The following is a 17,326-nucleotide window of genomic DNA, read 5'->3' on the forward strand; positions in this document are numbered from 1 at the left end:
GTGGCTACTCCGTCGGGGATGAGGCGGTGTAAGGAGGATACCCGATGGCGTCGAGCGCCTCGGCGCAGCGGAGGCAGACGGTGGGGAAACGGGCGTTCTGGCCTACGTCGGTGGTGTAGTTCCAGCAGCGCTCGCACTTGACGCCCTCGGCGGCGGAGGTGGTGACGCGGGTCTCGCCGTTAGGGTGCTCGATGTGGGCGAGTGTGACCTGGGAGACGTTGAAGAGCTCCTTGAGGCTGGAGTCGTAGCGCTCAAGGAGCGAGAGGGTGGGGTCGGTGGCCTCGATGTGGACGTGGGCGTCGAGGCCCTTGCCGATGAGCTTGGCCTGGCGGGCGGCTTCGAGGGAGATGAGGACCTCGTCGCGCACGGCGAGGAGCTTCTGCCAGTCTTCTTCGAGAGACTTGACGTTGCCGGGGACGATCTCGGCGACGGCAGGGAAGAGGGCGAGGTGGACGCTGGGCTCGCGGTTGGGGACGGCGGGCAGCGATTGCCAGACCTCGTCGGCGGTGAAGCTGAGGATGGGGGCGACGAGGCGGGTGAGAGCCTCAGCAATGCGCCAGAGGGCGGTCTGGGCGGAGCGGCGCGCGGGGTGGTTGGGCGCGAAGGTGTAGAGGCGGTCCTTGAGGACGTCGAGGTAGAGCGCGCTCAGGTCGGAGTTGGTGTACTCGTTGAGGGCGTGGTAGGCGCGGTGGAACTCGAAGTCGTCGTAGGCCTGGCGGATCTTGCAGTCAAGTTCAGCGGTGCGCGCCAGGATGTACTGGTCGAGCGGCTCCATCTGGGCGAAGGCGACGGCGTGCTCGGCGGGGGTGAAGTCGTGCAGGTTGCCGAGCAGGAACCGGAAGGTGTTGCGCAGCTTGCGGTAGTTGTCGCTGACGCGCTGCATGAGGTTTTCGCTGGCGGCTACGTCTTCGCGGAAGTCGACGGAGGCGACCCAGAGGCGGACGATCTCGCCGCCGAGGCGCTTGGCGATGTCGACGGGATCGACGCCGTTGCCGAGTGATTTTGAGAAGGCGCGGCCCTGCTCGTCGAGGGTCCAGCCGGAGGTCGCGACCATGCGGTAGGGTGCCTTTCCGCGGACCGCGACGGAGGTGAGGATGGAGGAGTGGAACCAGCCGCGGTGCTGGTCGCCGCCCTCGGTGTAGAGGTCGGCGGGCCAGTGCAGCTCGGGCTCGACGTCGAGGACGGCGCGCCAGCTGGCTCCGGACTCGAACCAGACGTCGAGGATGTCCATCTCCTTGCGGAAGTCGTGGCTGCCGCAGGAGGCGCAGGCGGTGCCTGCGGGCAGCAGCGCGGAGACGTCGTGGGAGTACCAGGCGTCGGCGCCCTCGCGATGGAAGAGCTCGACGATGCTCTTGTTGATCTTGGGATCATTGAGCGGCGTGTGGCACTTCTCGCAGAGGAAGACTGCGATGGGGACGCCCCAGATGCGTTGGCGGGAGATGGTCCAGTCGGGGCGGGTGGCGATCATGTTCGAGATGCGCTCCTGCCCCCAGGAGGGGTCCCAGACGACGTTCGCTATTTCATCCAACGTTCGCTGGCGGAAGGTGGTCTGGCTTCCGTCGGGCGCGGCCATCGGGGTTTCCATGGAGATGAACCACTGCTCGGTGGCGCGGAAGATGACGGGGTTGTGGCAGCGCCAGCAGTGCGGGTAGGAGTGCTCGATGTTGCTGCGGCCCATGAGGGCGCCGCGGGCGGCGACCAGTTCGATGATGGCGGGGTTGGCCTTGAAGATCTGGACGCCGTCGTACTCGGGCAGGCCGTTGCGGAGGCGGCCGGCGGCGTCGACGTCGCAGAGCTGGGAGAGGCCGTAGCGGGTTCCGGTGGCGAAGTCGTCGGCTCCGTGCGAGGGAGCTGTGTGGACGGCTCCGGTGCCCTGGTCGGTGGTGACGTAGTCGGCAAGGACGCCGAGAATCTCACGGGCATTTCCAGGTTGATTCAGGAAGGGGTGCTGGAAGGTGACGCGGTCGAGGTGCGTGCCCTTGAAGCGGGCGACGACGCTGGCGTCGGGAAGGTTGCAGGCCTGACGGGTGGCTTCGGCGAGGGCCTCGGCGACGATGTAGACGTTGCCGTCAGTGTTCTTGAGGGCGACGTAGTCGAGCTCAGGGTTGAAGGCGACGGCGAGCGAGGCCGGCAGGGTCCAGGGGGTGGTGGTCCAGATGATGGTGTAGACGGGGAGTCCGGCTAGCGCGGGGTCGATGGCCGCTGGGTCGCTGGTGAGCTTGTAGCGGACGTAGATCGAGGGCGAGGTGTGCATCTCGTACTCGATCTCGGCCTCGGCGAGGGCAGTCTTGTCGTGGATGCACCAGTAGACAGGCTTGAGGCCCTTGTAGACAAAGCCCTTCTCGAAGAAGTTGTAGAAAGTCTCGACGATGGAGGCCTCGTAGGGGAGCGACATCGTCAGGTAGGGGTTCTGCCAGCGGCCGAAGACGCCGATGCGCTCGAACTGGGTGCGCTGCAGGTCGACGTACTTCTGGGCGTACTCGCGGCAGGCCTTGCGGACGGCGAGGGGGTCCATCTCGAGCTTCTTGCGGCCGAGCTGCTCGTCGACCTTAATCTCGATGGGGAGGCCGTGGCAGTCCCAGCCGGGGACGTAGGGGGCGTCGAAGCCGGCCATGGTCTTGGTCTTGACGACGAAGTCCTTGATGCACTTGTTGAGGGCGTGGCCGAGGTGGATGGCTCCGTTGGCGTAGGGCGGGCCGTCGTGGAGGATGTACTTGGGGGCGCCGGTGCGGGCGGTGCGAATCTGCGCGTAAATGTCCTGTTGCTGCCAGGCGGCCAGGCGGAGGGGCTCGTTGACCGGGAGGTTGGCCTTCATGGCGAAGGCGGTCTGGGGCAGGTTCAGGGTCGACTTCAGGGGCTTGGCCTGAGGTTCGGTGGGGGTGGTTTGCGGCTTGGTCTCGGTTACTTCCGGCATCTGTTCCTTCTATTTCGCTTGTCGGTGGTTCGCCAAAGTTCTATTGTAGCCGGGGTGGAGGGGTGGCGCGGGAAGGTCGGGAAGTTGCAAATTCTTTGTCAAGAGACCTTATAACGTTTTCGTGCGTCCAACAGAGACGAGCGTGGCGGCGGGAATCTTTGTAGAATGTTTCTGGAGCCAGATGCCTGCCTTTCGCGGTACAACAGTAGGAAGCCGGCCTGAGACCGGTGGAAGAGACGGAAGACGCGCGATTCCCAAGGAAGCCGGCGGTAAGGTTTAATGACCGGGCCGCTGCCGAGGCGGAAGCTGCATATGGCGAACACTGTGTTGATACCACCACCGGATACCGATCCGAACAAAGAGACAGCGACGCTTCCTCCTGCTTCCGCGGGTCCGAAGCTGAACGAAGAGACCGAAGGGTCGATGTGGGCGTCGCTGTTCTCGAATCTGAGCGATGTCTTCAACCCTGTAAAGCAGGCTCCGCTGAAGCTTGAGTCGCGGCCCGCGGACAACGACCTGATCGTCGAGGAAGAGGGAATCTTCGCCTCGCTGATGAGCAACATCCGGGACGCCATCTTCCCGGAGAAGCTTCCGCCGCTGGAGCTCGAGTCGAAGCCGATTGCGGTGGTCGACCGGATGAAGGTGAAGCGCGATCCGAAGTCGACCGCGATGGCGGTGCTGATTCATGGCCTGATCATCCTGCTGATCGCCTATGTGCTGATCAAGAAGATTCCGATTGCGGCTCCGGCGAAGACGACGCTGGTGACGGACGTGAACATTCCTCCGATGGCTCCGATGAAGGCAGCGCAGATGGGCGGTGGCGGTGGACAGCGCGGACCGACTCCGGTGACGAAGGGCTCGCCGCCGAAGTTCGCTGACCAGCAGATCGTTCCTCCGAAGGCTCCTCCGCTACAGGAGCCGAAGATCAAGATCGAGCCGACGGTGGAGGTCCAGAAGGACGTTCACATGGCGAGCAACCTGCCAAACTTCGGCCTGCCGAACTCGCCGCTGAACGGCGTTTCGATGGGCAACGGCTCCGGGACGGGACTTGGCTCGGGGAGCGGCTCGGGCATCGGGCCGGGCTCGGGCGGCAATATGGGCGGCGGACCGAGGAGGATCGGCGGAGGCGTCTCGGCCCCGCAGGTTCTCTACTCGGTGGAGCCTGAGTTCTCCGAAGAGGCCCGCAAGGCGAAGTTCGCCGGCAACGTTCTGGTGAACCTGTGGGTCGACACGAACGGGAATCCGAGCCACGTGCGTGTGGTCCGCGGGGTGGGCATGGGGCTGGATGAGAAGGCCGTCGAGGCCGTCCGGCAGTATCGCTTCAAGCCTGCGATGGAGAATGGCAAGCCGGTACTGGTGGAGCTGAACATCGAGGTGAACTTCCAGATCTTCTAAAGGCAGGGAGTAGGGGATAGGGAGTAGGGAGTAGAAGGCAAAGGGCCTGCTTTTGTGCAGGCCCTTTTGGTTTGGGTTGATTTGGGTTGAGTTGGCTCAGGCGGCCTGGCGGGCGTGGCTTCCGTGGGGCGCGAGCGGACCGTTGGGACGAGTTAGCTTTACGGTTGGGGTGGATTGCAGGTTGAAGCGATCGACCTGCTGCTCGAGCGCGACCGCGGTGGAGCGGAGCGACTCGATGCCGGAGGCGGTGGTGGCCATCTCGACCAGGTTCTCGTGGCTGAGCGAGTGGATGGAGTCGAGGCTGGCCGAGGACTGATCGGCCGCGGCGGCCTGCTGCGAGGCGGCGATGGCGATCTGGGTGATCATCTTGTCGACGCGCTCGGCCATGCCGATGATGCGTTCAAGCGCCTCGCCGGCCTGGTTGGTGGTGACGACGCCCTGCTGCACGGTTCCGGTTCCGCTCTCCATGGAGGAGATGGCAACGCGGGTGCGGTCCTGAATCTCCTGGATCATCGTGGCGATCTCGCCGGTGGCCTGCGCGGTGGACTCGGCCAGTCGGCGGACCTCGCCGGCGACGACGGCGAATCCTCGGCCGTGATCGCCTGCGCGGGCGGCCTCGATGGCGGCATTGAGCGCGAGCAGGTTGGTCTTGCGGGCGATCTCGTCGATGACGGTGACGATCTGGCTGATCCGCTTCGAATCCTCTCCTAACAGCCCGACGGTCGAGGAGGTCTCGCTGACGGCGATGGCGATGGAGTGCATGGAGCCGAGCACCTGCTTGACGATGTCTCCGCCCTCGCGTGCCGTCTGCGCTGCGCTGCGTGCCGTCTCAGCTGCGGACTGCGTGTGGCGCGAGACCTCGGCGATGGAGGCCGACATCTCCTGCATAGCGGTTGCGGCCTGTTGGGTCTGCTGGCTCTGCTGGTCGATGCGCTTGTGAATCTGGTCGGAGGCGGAGCGCATGGAGGCAGCGCTGCCGGTCAGCGAGCCGGCCGTGTCAACGACAGTGCCGATGATGGCGGCGAGGTTGGACTGCATCTTCTGCATGGCCTTGGCGAGCGTGCCGATCTGGTCGCTGCCGTAGAGGTGGTCGAGCTCGTTGCCGGTGAGGTCGCCGTCGGCGATGGCGTCGGCGCGCTCGGCGACGAGGTCGATGGAGCGGGTGATGCGGCGCGAGAGCAGGAAGGAGATGACTCCGCCGATGATGGCTCCGAGGATGGTCGCGATCCAGAGCGTCCAGAGCGTCGCGGTGTTCGCGTGCTGGAGCTGCGCGATCTCGAGGTTGGCCTGGGTCATCTGCGAGTCGCCGAGGTCGCCGGTCATAGCGAAGAGTGACTCCTCAAGGGGCAGAATCTGGTTCTGAAAGGTGTCGTACGCCTGCGCGGTGCCCTGCGAGGTCTTGGACTCGTTGAGCTGCTCGACCTTCTCTTCGAGGGCCTTCAGCGAGGCAAGGCTTGCGTCGATCTCGCGGATGCGCGTGGCGTCGTAGCCGAGGTTGAACTGTTCGGCGTACTGGCGGAGGTTGGCCATGGACTGGTCGGCCTGGGTGAGGTACTCCTGGCGCGCGGCGGTAGGACGCTGCCGAGGCCGGGTTGATGCCGAAGAGCATGTAAGACTCAAGCGCGTGGATGCTGTAGACAAGCTGCATGCGCAGGTCGCGCGTGGTGGCGTTGAGGGGGATATGCTGCGTGGTTGCGCTGGAGGCCAGACGATTGGCCTCCTGGATGCGCATGGTTGCCGTGAAGGCGCTGAGCAGCATCGCGAGGATGAGGGCGCCTGTGGCGAGGCCGAGCTTCGATTCAAGTTTCATAGGTCTTCCCGTCGCTGAGGATTGAGTTGCTGTGGTTGCGGTTTGAAAGAGCGGCTTAGTTGCCGGCGAAGTTGACGTCGACGGTCATGTCCGAGGTCTCGGAACTGGGCTCGAACTTCCAACGCTTGACGGCGTCCTGGGCGGCGGGGCTCAGGAGAGCGTGGCCGGACTCGACCTTCGTGTCAGAGACGGAGCCGTCCGGCGCGACGGTGAGGTGCACCACGACCGTGCCACTGACGTGCATGTGGCGGGCGAGCTCCGGGTAGACCGGTGGAACCTTACTGATGACGGCGCGGTGTGCACTGGCGGCATGGGCCAGGCCGGCGCCCATACCGAGCGCAGCGAGAAGGAGAAGGTGAAGCGCTTGACGACGAAGGCTTGCCACAGTGTGCCTCCAAAGGGGATTCAGAGGCTGTATCGGCGGGGTGTGGAGGAAGCTTTAGGCGTCGGTTCGAACGGACCCATCAGCGCGCCAAGCAGACGATATGATGGTACGGCTATGAGTGAACTCTCCATTCGGCAGGCTGAACTCATCCTCAAGCTCTACGATCTGCGCCGCGAGCCGGTCATGCGCGAGGCACGCTCTTATGTCGGCGGCGAGTTCCTGCCAGCCTCAGCAGACGAACTTGTTAACATCGTCACCTCCGGTGGAAAGCACGGCAGCTTCGTCCTGCAGGTCTACGGTTATTGGGACATGGTGTCGGCATTCGTCCACAACGGAGCGCTCGAGGCCACGCTGGTCTATGACACTTGCGCTGAGTTGTACTTCCAATATGCAAAGATTCAGCCCTATCTTGCCGAGTTTCGACAAAGGATGAACCTTCCGGAGTGGATGATGAGCATCGAACGGCTGGTCGAAGGATCGGAGCAAGGACGCGAGCGTCTTGCCACCATGAAAAAGAGCCTCACCGCGATGGCTGCCGCGCGGCAACCTACAGGTGCAGTCACAACCTGATCTCTCCAGCCCTCCTCAATCGATCGTTCAACGGGAGGCCAGGGCGGGGGCGATCTCGGCGAAGGTGAGGTTGTCGGCGGGGCTTCCGGTGCGCTGCTTCCAGTCGAGGAAGAGTTTGCCGTAGCTGTCGGTGAGGCAGGTGGGGGGGTCGATTCCGAGCTGGGGAACGGTACGGTCGATCCAGTCGGGGGATCCTTCGAGCTCGGCGTAGGTGCCGATGGGGGTCTCGTCGAGGACGACGTGGGCGGAGGGCTCGGAGGGGTGTGACCACTCGGTGCGGTACTTTTCGTAGGTGAAGGCGGGCTTGTAGCCGAGGTGCTCGAAGATGTGGCCGAGGGCCTCGCCGTCGGCGACGGTGGTCTCAGTCTCAATGCGGGTCTTGTAGCGCGTGGGGTCGGAGGTGATGGCGGAGTCGTCGAGCCGTTTGTGGGTGAGCGTCCAGGTGTCGCCGTAGCGGCGGATGCGGAGGATCTCGGTGCGGGCGCGGAGGTCGCGGGAGGGCGTGTCGTAGAGGGTGTTGTGCTCGAAGGTGCGGGGGGTGTCGATGCGGAAGCCGAGCTCGCGGAGACGGGCTTCCAAGGCGGGTTGGTCAGGGACGGGGAGCTTTGTTTCGATCTCGGGCTTCGACATGGGCTGAGTATACGGCTACTTCGGGCGCGCTGCTTTCTGCAGACGGTCGCGGATGGCGAGGCCGACGCCGGTGGCCTCGGGCAGAGGGCAGAGGATGGCGGTCACGTTGCCGGCGTCGAGGGCGCGAAGCCCGGCGAAGAGGTTTTGCGCGAGTGTCTCGGGGGAGTGCCAGTCGCCCCAGGCGAAGGTGGCGGCGTCGGGCGGGGCGGTCCAGCCAGTGGGAAGCATGACGCCGATGCGCCTGCCCTTTGCGGTGAGTGTGCTTGCGGTCGCGGTGAGCTCGGCCGGACTGGCGGTGAGGATGAGGCGGGCGCGGGGGGCGTAGTGGCGGATGCCGACGCCGGGGGACGGGAGCGATTGTGGCGTCTCGGCAGAGGGGGCGAAGTGGTAGAGGACGGCGGGGCCGGCGACGGGCTCGATCATCTCGGCCGTAATGGCGCCGGGGCGGTAGATGAGCATCGGGGTGCGAGTGGGGTCGAGGACGGTGGACTCGACGCCGACGCTGGTGGGGCCGCCGTCGAGGATGGCGTCGATGCGGCGGTCGAGGTCGTGGAGGACGTGGGCGGCGGTGGTGGGGCTGGTGCGGCCGAAGCGATTAGCGCTGGGGGCGGCGATGGGAACGCCGGCCTCGCGGATGAGCGCGGCGGCGACGGGGTGCGCGGGCATGCGGACGCCGACCAGCGCGCGTGATGCGGTGACGGTGTCGGGGATGCTGGCGGTGCGCGGAAGGAGCAGAGTGAGGGGGCCGGGCCAGAAACTGGCGATAAGGGCTTCGACGCGCGGGCTGGCTTCGGGGCTGATCTCGGCGACGAGGTCGAGCATGGCGCGGTCGCTGATGTGGACGATGAGCGGGTCCCAGGAGGGCCGGTCTTTGGCGGCGAAGATGCGGGCGACGGCCTCGGGGGCGAGGGCGTTGGCTCCGAGGCCGTAGACGGTCTCGGTGGGGAAGGCGACGGTTCCGCCGGAGCGAAGGATGTCTGCGGCGCGGGTGATGGCCTTCGGGTCGCCTGCGTCGAGGTGCTCGGTCTGGAGTTTGCGCGCGCTCATCTTGCAGAGGTTGCGAGCTGGCCGGCGAAGGCGTCGAGCGAGAGGGAGCGGAGGAGGTTGCGTCTCATTCCGCTCCAGACCTGGTCGAGCGAGCGTGAGGCCAGCTCGATCCACTGGAAGGAGACGGACTGTGCAATGCGGTCGAGGTCGGCGCGGAGGTCGGTGTTCCGGATCAGCTCGGGGGTTCCGGACTGGAGGAGCAGAAGGTCTTCGAGGAGGAGGGTGAGGGTGCGGAGGAGATCGGCGGTCTTCTGCTGTCCCTCGGCTCCGGCGCGGTAGGTCTCGGTCATCTTGAAGAGGGCGGTGTGGTCGGGCTCGGCGACGGCCTGGCGCAGGAAGAGGAGGGCGTCGGCGCGGGCGGCGGTGTAGGCGGCGAGGTCGAAGGAGATCGCCTTGCCTGCGGCTCCCTGGGCGAGGCGGGCGATGAGGGTGCGTTGTTTGGGCGGCACGTCGTGGCGGCGGTCGGCGAGGAGCATCTCGATCTCCTCGACGGGCAGGGCGCCGAGGCGCACGAGGGCGCAGCGGGAGCGGATGGTAGGCAGGAGCTCGCCGGGATTTTCGGCGAGGAGGATGATGTGGACGGTGGCGGGCGGCTCCTCGAGGACCTTGAGGAGAGAGTTTGCGGCTTCTTTCATGAAGCTGGCGGCGGTGATGATGAAGACTTTTTTGGGGGCCTCGGCTGGGAGGTAGTTGGCAGAGTGGATGAGGGAGCGGACCTGGCCGAGCTTGATGAGGAGCTGGGGCGGGTCGGGCGGGAGGATGAGGACGTCGGGGTGGGGCTGGATGAGGACGCGGGTGTCTTTCTTGTCGGTCTCACGAAGCTCTTCGCGGGCGGCGACGGCCTTGTCGATCTCTTCGTCGAGTGGAAAGGCCTGGGCGATGTGGGTGCAGTTCGGGCAGACTCCGCAGTAGGAGGCGAGGGACTGACCGCCGGATCCGGTGGCGGGATCGTGGGACCGGAGCTCGCGAGGCTGGCGCTCGCACTCGATGGCCATGGTGAGCATGAGGGCGAGGGTGTATTTTCCGGCTCCGGCGGGGCCGGAGAGGATGAGGGCGTGAGGCAGGCGTCCGGCGGAGACGGCGGCGCGGAGGTGCTCGACGGCGGCGGTGTTCCCGAGGAAGTCATTGAAGCTGGAGGGGGCGGCGACTGGTGCCTGCGCGCTCATTTCGGTGTACCCCTCCCCTGGACTATTTTATGCAAAGTCTTCGAATCATGTAACTTAGGTCGGTACTTCCCCTTGAGGCCGGCTGCCAGGGGTAGAGAGGCCCTTGTTCCTACTCTTCTTATTTTAGTGGATGGAGCGAAATTGATCGGCACTTTTGACGTGAGTGCGGGGTGAGACGGAAGAGCTTTGGAGTGAGAGAGTTAGGAAGCTGGACGGCCGCAAGGGAGGATTGGAGGGTATTGACAAGTTTTTTTGAGCGGGAGGAACCCGAGATGAATTTAGGCCGGCGAACGTATTTCTGGCGGCGGCGGGAGGTTGATTTGTCATCAAAGGGAGGAAGAAAGACAGCAAGGTGTCCGGGCTCATTCATTACGTCGCTGTATTCCTGTTGCTTTGTTCTCGGGATAGAAGGAGGAGCGATGAGATGCCAGAGAGGTTATCTTGCAGGTCTTGGGCTTACTGCATTGGTCTTCACGGGCGCGGCTGCGGCTGATACGGTGCCATTGAGCGTTGCGATCAATGACTTGACGGGCACTCCGTCGGTGACGGCGTTACAGGGAGGCATCTCGACGGCGCGCAACTGCTCGGTGGCGCTGAAACATGCCGCATGCAGCTACATGTTGCCGAACGCAACGCTGGGCACGACGCCGCTTCGGGGGAGTGCTGCGCTATCGGAGCTTCCGCCGAATGATCTGCTGATTCTGACGTTCGCGTCGGAAAGGCCCGGATTTGCATTCGCTGAGAGGCTGGAGAACATTGCTGCCCTCGGAGAGGAGATGGGCCATGTTGTTCCATCGGCGAATAGGTTTGCGAATACGACGACGCTGAAACCGATTACGCTGCCGGGTGGCGTCACGATCACGGTTCGGTCGGATGTGGTGCCGGAGCCTTCGTCGCTGCTTCTGTTAGCCACGGGTCTGTTGGGTATCGCGTCCGGGGTTATGCGCTGGCGGAGGTGATTTGCTGGGTGCGAGCGATCGACGTGACAATGAGGTATGGATTCGGTGCGGATGGACAAGTGGCTTTGGGCGGCGCGGTTCTTCAAGACTCGGGCGCTGGCGTCGAAGGCGTGTGAGCTGGGGCGGGTGGACTGGAGAAGGGGAGAGCTGGCCTGGCAGCCGGCGAAGGCGGCGCGCGAGGTGCATGCCGGAGAGATGCTGCGCGTGAAGAACGATTCCGGCGAGTTTGTGATGGAGGTGCTGGGTCTGAGCGATGTGCGCGGGCCGGCGGCGGTGGCCCAGGGGCTCTATCGTGAGACGGAGGAGAGCAAGGCGGCGCGGGCCGCGGTGGTGGAGGCGAAGAAGGCGATTCCGGTGTATGAGTCGACGTGGGAGAGTGGGCGGCCTACGAAGCGGGACCGGAGGGTGATGACGCGGTTGCGCGGGCGGGGATAGTCTTCCCGAGCTGTTTGAGGGAGAGCCTGGTTGAGGCCGGATGAAAATTCATGCGATGGTGACGGCTGTTCGCTCCATTTCGGAGTGGTATGGGTTAGGCTCGGTGGGATGAAAGGAGACTGACGATGCCGTTGCCGAACGATGAGAAGTTGATTGCGCTGAGCGAAGAGATTCTGAAGCAGTTCGAGGCGATCTTTGGGCCGCATCCGGGGTTCAGGCCAGCCCATGCCAAGGGCATTCTGTTGGCGGGTGTATTTACTCCTTCGGTCGATGCGGCTTCGCTGACGAGGGCGAAGCATGCGACTCAGGCCTCGACGCCAGTGACGGTGAGGTTCTCGAACTCAACTGGAATCCCGTTGATTCCGGACAACGAGCCGAATGCGGACCCGCGTGGTATTGCGATTCGGTTCAATCTGGCTGAGCATGTGCACACAGACATCGTGGCGCACTCGGCGAATGGATTTCCGGCGACCAACGGGGAGGAGTTTCTGGAATTCCTGAGCGGGGTGACGCAGAGCGATCCGGCGAAGGTGCAGGAGTTCGTCGGAAGCCATCCGAAGGCGCTGGCGTTTGTGCAGTCGATTACTCCGATGCCTTCGAGCTTCGCCAAGGAAAAGTACTTTGGCCTGACGGCGATGAAGTTTACGAACATGGACGGGGTGAGTCGGTTTGGACGGTACACGATCGTTCCTGAGGCGGGCGAGGAGCATCTGGACCCGGCGGAGGTTGCGAGCAAGGGGCCGAACTACCTGTTCGAGGAGCTGGCGGAGCGGATTGCCAAGGGGCCGATCGAGTTCCGGATCACGGTGCAGGTGGCTGAGGATGGGGACAATGTGAATGATGCGACGGTCCACTGGCCGGCGGGGCGCAAGGTGGTGGAATTCGGCACGATTGCATTGACGGGCGGGGTGGACGATGATGCTCGTGAACAGAAGCACATCATCTTCGATCCGATTCCGCGCTTGGATGGGATTGAGCCCTCGGACGATCCGCTGCTGGAGTTGCGGGCTGCGGTTTATCTGATCAGCGGACGACGGAGGCGGGCTGCTCCGGCGCAGTAGTTTGTTCGCTGCAGAGAGAGGCCGTCCTTTGTTGGACGGCCTTTTCGCGAGAGCAGAGGGGTGGATCAGGCGGCGGCGATTTTTTGGGTGAGGTCGTCCTGCTCTTTGCGGGACTCGGCGCCGATGGTCATGGCATCGAGGACTCCGGTGGAGAGGGCGTAGCGTATGGCCTTGGCGGGGCGGTCGCGGAGGTCGCCTTGGCCGAGGATCTCATGGCGCGGAAGGCGATCCCGGTGTATGAGAGGACGTGGGAAGCGAGCGGCCTACGAAGCGGGATCGGAGGGTGATGACGCGGCTCAGGGGAAGATAGGGTCCGAGCGTGAAAAGTAAAGAATGTTTTGGGGACGGTGGGCCTTAATGTCGAGAGGCCCGTCTATCAGGTCATGATCCTCAACCGGTTGAGTAAGCTGTTCACAGTGGTGGTGTGTCTGGCGATCTGTGGTTTTGGCCAGACGGCGGTGCCTGGCACTCCGGCAGGCAGGACTTTGCAGGCGTGGCTGGACGCGTTTAACAGTGGGGATCGGGCCAAAGTTGAAGCTTATGTGAAGACGATCTACCCAAAGGAATCCGTCGATGGGATGATGGCTTTCCGGCAACAGACGGGTGGGTTTGACCTGCTGTCGATTGAGAGTACCGAGCCGCTGCACATACGGTTTCGGGTGAAGGAGAAGAACGGGCCAACGACAGCGTTGGGAAATCTGCTGGTGAAGGATGGCCAGCCGCCGACGGTGGATTCCCTGGCGCTGCGCGCGCTGCCGCCCGGTGTGGTAATCGAGAACGTGACGCTGGATGCTGCTCTGCGGAAGAGGGTGATCGATGGCGTGGGCGAAAACCTGACGGAGTCGTACATCGACGCGGACCTGGCGAAGCAGATGGTGGATGCGATGAAGATGCATGCGGACAAGGGAGAGTACGACTCGATTACGGATGGCGATGTGTTTGCCGAGCGGCTGACGACGGACCTGCGGGCGGTGAGTCACGACAAGCATCTGGGGGTGAACTTCAGCCCGTTCAAGGTGCCGCCGCGCAAAGAAGGGCCGCCAAGCCCGGAGGAGGATGCACGGTTTCATTCGCAGATGGATCGCATGAACTGTATGTTCAAGAAGGTCGAGATTCTGCCGAACAACATTGGCTATATCAGGTTCGATGGGTTTATGGATGCGTCGTACTGCGGGCCTACGGTGGTGGCTGCGATGGCGTTTGTTGCGCATACGGATGCACTGATCTTTGATCTGCGGGAGAACGGTGGAGGGCAGCCAGTGATGGTGACGATGATTGCGAGCTACCTGTTCGACAAGCCGACGCACCTGATCGACATTTATAACCGCAAAGAGGACAAGACGATACAGAACTGGACACTGGCGTATCTGCCGGGGCAGCGGCTGACGAAGCAGCCGGTATATGTGCTGACGGCGAAGAAGACGTTCTCCGGCGCGGAGGAGTTCGCGTTCGATCTAAAGAACCAGAAGCGGGCGACGATTGTGGGCGAGACGACGGGCGGAGGTGCGCATCCGGTGTCGGGGCGTACGGTGGCGGACTACTTCAATGTGGGAGTTCCGTTTGCTAAGTCTCTGGACCCGGTGATGAAGACGAACTGGGAGGGCATGGGAGTGGAGCCGGATGTGAAGGTCGACGCCAAGGATGCGCTGGAGACGGCGCAGAAGCTGGCGCTTGAGAAGATCCGGGCGAAGGGTGAGGGCAAATAGAACGCGCGATGATCTCGCGGGATAGGTGTGCTGATGAGAAGACTGCTTGCCGCGGCTGTTTTGATGGGCGCGTGGAATACGCGTGCTGGATTGGCGCAGAGTGTTTCGCCTGAGGTGCAGCGGCATATCGACAAGATAACGTCGTGCGTGCGCGAGGCGGTGATGGCTGAGGGAGAGCCCTGCGTCGGGCTGAAAGAGCGAATGGCTCAGTATCACGTTCCGGGTGTGAGCATTGCTGTGGTTCACGACGGGAAGATCGAGTGGGCGCGGGGGGTTGGTGTGGCGAGTGTGGGTGGTCCGGCGGTGACGGCGGATACGATGTTTCAGGCTGGGTCGATCAGCAAGCCGGTGGCGGCGATGGCTGCTTTGAAGCTGGTGGAGCAGAAGAAGCTGTCGCTGGATGCAGATGTCAACACAGAGCTGAAGGAGTGGAAGCTGCCGTCGAGTGAGGCTGCGAAGGGGAAGACGGTGACGCTGCAGGAGCTGCTGATGCATACAGGAGGGACGACAGTGCACGGTTTTCCCGGCTATGCGCAGGGCGAGGCTGTCGCTACGTTGGTGCAGGTGCTGAATGGAGAGAAGCCGGCGAACACGGCGGCGATCCGGATTGAGACGGAGCCGGGGACGAAGTGGAACTACTCCGGCGGTGGATACACGATTATGCAGACGATGGTGGTGGATGCGACGGGAGAGACGTTTCCCAAGGTGATGCACGATCTGGTGCTGGCGCCGATAGGGATGACGCATAGCACGTACGAGCAGCCGCGGCCGGAAGCGATGGGGCCTGCGGCTGTTCCTTACAACGCAGATGGAACGCCGGTGAAGGGAGGGGCGCATACGTATCCGGAGATGGCGGCGGCGGGGCTGTGGACGACGGCGACCGATCTGGCGAAGTACATCATCGAGAATCAGCGGTCGCTGCAGAGCAACGCGAATCATGTACTGAGCGAGGCGATGACGAAGGAGATGATGATGCCGGGCATGGGAAGGTGGGGATTGGGATTGCAGATTGGTGGGAAGCCTGGAGATCAGTACTTCCAACATGGTGGCGTGAACGCGGGGTTCGAGGCGCTGTTCGTAGGGTATGAGGGGCACGGTGATGGCGCGGTGGTGATGACGAATGCGCAGGGAGGGTCGCGGCTTGCGGATGCGTTGATGAAGAGCATCGCCGCGGAGTACGGATGGCCGGACTTCAAGCCGGTGGTGCGAAGCGAGGTGAAAGTAGACCCGAAGGTTCTGGCGCAGTATGTGGGGACGTATGAGTTGCTGCCGAGGTTCAGCCTTACCTTTACGATGGATGGCGACATGATGTATGCACAATCGAATCCGAACGATAAGATGCGCGTGTACGCGGAGTCGGAGACGAAGGTGTTTCCGAAGGCGATGAATGCGGAGATCGAGTTTGTGAAGGACGACAAGGGACAGGTGACGGGTCTGGTGCTTCACCAGGGTGGACGTGACCTGAAGGGCCTGAAGAAGTAGGCGTGGCGAGCCTACGCGGCGGCGATCTTTTGTGTGAGGTCGTCCTGCTCTTTGCGGGACTCGGCGCCGATGGTCATGGCGTCGAGGACTCCGGTGGAGAGGGCGTAGCGTATGGCCTCGGCGGGGCGGTCGCGGAGGTCGCCCTGGCCGAGGATCTTCATGCCGATGATTCCCTTGCCGTCGGCGCGCATCTGCTGGATGACCTTGATGACGGTGGAGGGGTCTGCGTCCATGTGGGAGCCGATGGGGTTGAGGCGGACGAGGTCGACCTCGACCCAGGGCGAGGCTGCGGCGGCGCGGAGGGCCTGGATGGAGTGGCAGGAGACGCCGTGGGCGCGGATGACGCCCTTTTGTTTCGCTTCGCTCAGCACGTCCATGACGCCGCGGTAGCGTGTGGTCCAGTCGCCGGCGATGGCGCAGTGGACGAGGACGATGTCGATGTAGTCGGTGCCTAGCTCGCGGCGGAAGCGCTCGAGGTCGCGGCGGACGCCTTCAGCGTCGCGGTTGTCGGTCTTGGTCATGACGACGACCTTGTCGCGGGGTAGCTGCTTGACGGCGGCGGCGACGGTGGGGTGCGAGCCGTAGGAGTCGGCGGTATCGAAGAAGTTGAGGCCGTTGGAGTGGTAGCCGTCGAGGAGAAGGCGGGTGAAGGGGCTGTTGCCGAGGCGGACCTGGTTGGAGGAGCCTCCGAAGCCGACGGTTCCGGTTCCCATGGCGAGGCGCGAGGTGCGGATGCCGGTCTTGCCGAGCGTGACCTCGTCGTGCGCGGTGATCTTTTGCGGAAGGGGCTGGAGGGCGAGCGTGGCGCCGGGGGAGTTGGATGCGAGCCAAGCGGCTCCGAGTCCCTTGGCTGTGCGGCGAAGAAAGTCTCTTCTCAGCATGCGGCACCTCACTTGGGAGCTAGGATACGCCTGCGGATGCATTTGGGCCAGTGGTGCACAATGGGTGGCGTATGAGAGTTGTCTTCTCGCGCCTGTGATTTCGTGGCGCTCCGGGTGAAATGCGGGGGTTCTTGAACGATGGCGCAAAGGCTTCATACTGAGGAAGCACGTTCATCGAACGTGGAGGAGATTTTTGACATGCAATTGAAGAGTGAGAGTTTTCGTGACGGCGGGCCGATCCCGGGTGAGTTTTGCTTTGCGGAGATGGATCCGGTGAGTCATGTGGCGCTTAGCAAGAACCGCAATCCGCACCTGTCGTGGACCGAGGCGCCGGAGGGTACGAGGTCGTTCGCGATCGTGTGCCACGACCCGGATGTGCCGAGCAAGGGCGATGACGTGAACAAGGAGGGCAGGGGGGTTCCGGCGGATCTGCCGCGGGTGAACTTCTATCACTGGTTGCTGTGGGGGATTCCGGCCTCGACGCGGGAGATTGCGCCGGGAAACCAGAGCGACGGGGTGACTCCGCGAGGGAAGAAGGGGCCTGAGGCTCCGGGCGGCTTCCGGCATGGCATCAACACCTATACCGGGTGGTTTGCGGGCGACGAGCAGATGAAGGGCGACTACTACGGGTACGACGGGCCTTGCCCTCCGTGGAACGACGCGATCGTGCACCACTATGTCTTCACGGTGTATGCGCTGGATGTGGATACGCTGGACGTGAAGGGTGAGCCGACGGGGGAGAATGTGCTGGCGGCGCTCAAGGGGCACGTGCTGGATGAGGAGAAGATTACAGGGTTGTACTCGCTGAATCCTCGCGTCAGGGTTTAGAGGGACGCTTTGCGCGACGGGCTCCGGTGTTGTGCCGGAGCCCGTTTGTATTTGTTA

The 17,326-nt window shown here is 63.6% G+C and carries 17 protein-coding genes; 10 read left to right on the top strand and 7 right to left on the bottom strand.

Annotated elements, in window-relative coordinates:
* Positions 1–4 precede the first annotated feature (4 nt).
* Positions 5–2,914 carry an isoleucine--tRNA ligase gene (gene ileS, locus Q363_RS33400; RefSeq protein ID WP_051979699.1) on the bottom strand — a complete coding sequence of 970 codons (2,910 nt, stop codon included), beginning with the start codon at positions 2,912–2,914 and terminating at the stop codon, positions 5–7.
* A gap of 312 nt (positions 2,915–3,226) precedes the next feature.
* Here ileS and Q363_RS33405 point away from each other — a divergent pair, with 312 nt between their 5' ends.
* Positions 3,227–4,309 carry an energy transducer TonB gene (locus Q363_RS33405; protein WP_064742778.1) on the top strand — a complete coding sequence of 361 codons (1,083 nt, stop codon included), beginning with the start codon at positions 3,227–3,229 and terminating at the stop codon, positions 4,307–4,309.
* 96 nt (positions 4,310–4,405) lie between these two features.
* Here the strand turns inward: Q363_RS33405 and Q363_RS37270 are convergent, their stop codons facing one another.
* A complete protein-coding gene (locus Q363_RS37270) occupies positions 4,406–5,839 on the bottom strand; it encodes a methyl-accepting chemotaxis protein (RefSeq protein ID WP_064742776.1) in 1,434 nt (477 codons plus the stop codon).
* Between Q363_RS37270 and Q363_RS45165 the strand changes: the two genes are divergently transcribed.
* The gene (locus Q363_RS45165; protein WP_035359210.1) at positions 5,838–6,137 is read left to right on the top strand and encodes a hypothetical protein; all 300 of its coding nucleotides are present in this window, start codon (positions 5,838–5,840) and stop codon (positions 6,135–6,137) included. The two genes, Q363_RS37270 and Q363_RS45165, sit on opposite strands and share 2 nt — an antisense overlap.
* 37 nt (positions 6,138–6,174) lie before the next feature.
* Here the strand turns inward: Q363_RS45165 and Q363_RS33420 are convergent, their stop codons facing one another.
* Positions 6,175–6,504, bottom strand: coding sequence for an energy transducer TonB (locus tag Q363_RS33420; protein ID WP_157468168.1), 330 nt, complete (start codon positions 6,502–6,504; stop codon positions 6,175–6,177).
* Positions 6,505–6,618: 114 nt separating this feature from the next.
* On the opposite strand from Q363_RS33420, the gene Q363_RS33425 reads away from it, so the two are divergent.
* Complete coding sequence (locus Q363_RS33425; RefSeq protein WP_157468171.1) at positions 6,619–7,074, top strand: DUF4760 domain-containing protein; 456 nt, start codon at positions 6,619–6,621, stop codon at positions 7,072–7,074.
* Between the two features lie 27 nt (positions 7,075–7,101).
* Here the strand turns inward: Q363_RS33425 and Q363_RS33430 are convergent, their stop codons facing one another.
* The 3 genes from Q363_RS33430 to Q363_RS33440 are packed head-to-tail and all read right to left on the bottom strand — an operon-like array spanning position 7,102 to position 9,917.
* Positions 7,102–7,704: a class IV adenylate cyclase gene (locus Q363_RS33430; protein WP_035359216.1), complete on the bottom strand. Its 603-nt coding sequence runs from the start codon at positions 7,702–7,704 to the stop codon at positions 7,102–7,104.
* 15 nt (positions 7,705–7,719) lie between these two features.
* Positions 7,720–8,751, bottom strand: coding sequence for an L-threonylcarbamoyladenylate synthase (locus tag Q363_RS33435; protein WP_035359218.1), 1,032 nt, complete (start codon positions 8,749–8,751; stop codon positions 7,720–7,722).
* Complete coding sequence (locus Q363_RS33440) at positions 8,748–9,917, bottom strand: DNA polymerase III subunit (protein ID WP_035359220.1); 1,170 nt, start codon at positions 9,915–9,917, stop codon at positions 8,748–8,750. Before Q363_RS33440 ends, Q363_RS33435 begins: the two co-directional genes overlap by 4 nt.
* A 419-nt stretch (positions 9,918–10,336) precedes the next feature.
* On the opposite strand from Q363_RS33440, the gene Q363_RS33445 reads away from it, so the two are divergent.
* From Q363_RS33445 to Q363_RS33470, 6 genes are all read left to right on the top strand, one after another.
* The gene (locus Q363_RS33445) at positions 10,337–10,876 is read left to right on the top strand and encodes a PEP-CTERM sorting domain-containing protein (RefSeq protein WP_035359222.1); all 540 of its coding nucleotides are present in this window, start codon (positions 10,337–10,339) and stop codon (positions 10,874–10,876) included.
* A 51-nt stretch (positions 10,877–10,927) separates the two neighbouring features.
* Positions 10,928–11,311, top strand: a complete 384-nt coding sequence (locus Q363_RS33450; protein WP_245632649.1) for an RNA-binding S4 domain-containing protein — start codon at positions 10,928–10,930, stop codon at positions 11,309–11,311.
* A gap of 125 nt (positions 11,312–11,436) precedes the next feature.
* Positions 11,437–12,372, top strand: coding sequence for a catalase family peroxidase (locus tag Q363_RS33455; protein WP_035359225.1), 936 nt, complete (start codon positions 11,437–11,439; stop codon positions 12,370–12,372).
* Between the two features lie 83 nt (positions 12,373–12,455).
* Entirely contained in the window at positions 12,456–12,659 is a 204-nt protein-coding gene (locus tag Q363_RS33460) for a hypothetical protein (protein WP_035359227.1), read from the top strand.
* A gap of 60 nt (positions 12,660–12,719) precedes the next feature.
* Complete coding sequence (locus Q363_RS33465) at positions 12,720–14,078, top strand: S41 family peptidase (protein WP_157468174.1); 1,359 nt, start codon at positions 12,720–12,722, stop codon at positions 14,076–14,078.
* Positions 14,079–14,111: 33 nt separating this feature from the next.
* Positions 14,112–15,560, top strand: coding sequence for a serine hydrolase (locus tag Q363_RS33470; protein WP_084081019.1), 1,449 nt, complete (start codon positions 14,112–14,114; stop codon positions 15,558–15,560).
* An 11-nt stretch (positions 15,561–15,571) separates the two neighbouring features.
* Here Q363_RS33470 and Q363_RS33475 read toward each other — a convergent pair whose 3' ends face one another.
* On the bottom strand, positions 15,572–16,441 hold the full coding sequence (locus tag Q363_RS33475) for an aldo/keto reductase (RefSeq protein ID WP_035359228.1): 870 nt from the start codon (positions 16,439–16,441) through the stop codon (positions 15,572–15,574).
* 198 nt (positions 16,442–16,639) lie between these two features.
* On the opposite strand from Q363_RS33475, the gene Q363_RS33480 reads away from it, so the two are divergent.
* Positions 16,640–17,269, top strand: coding sequence for a YbhB/YbcL family Raf kinase inhibitor-like protein (locus Q363_RS33480; RefSeq protein WP_035359386.1), 630 nt, complete (start codon positions 16,640–16,642; stop codon positions 17,267–17,269).
* Positions 17,270–17,326 lie beyond the last annotated feature (57 nt).

The sequence above is a fragment of the Edaphobacter aggregans DSM 19364 genome, assembly GCF_000745965.1.
Lineage (GTDB): Bacteria > Acidobacteriota > Terriglobia > Terriglobales > Acidobacteriaceae > Edaphobacter > Edaphobacter aggregans.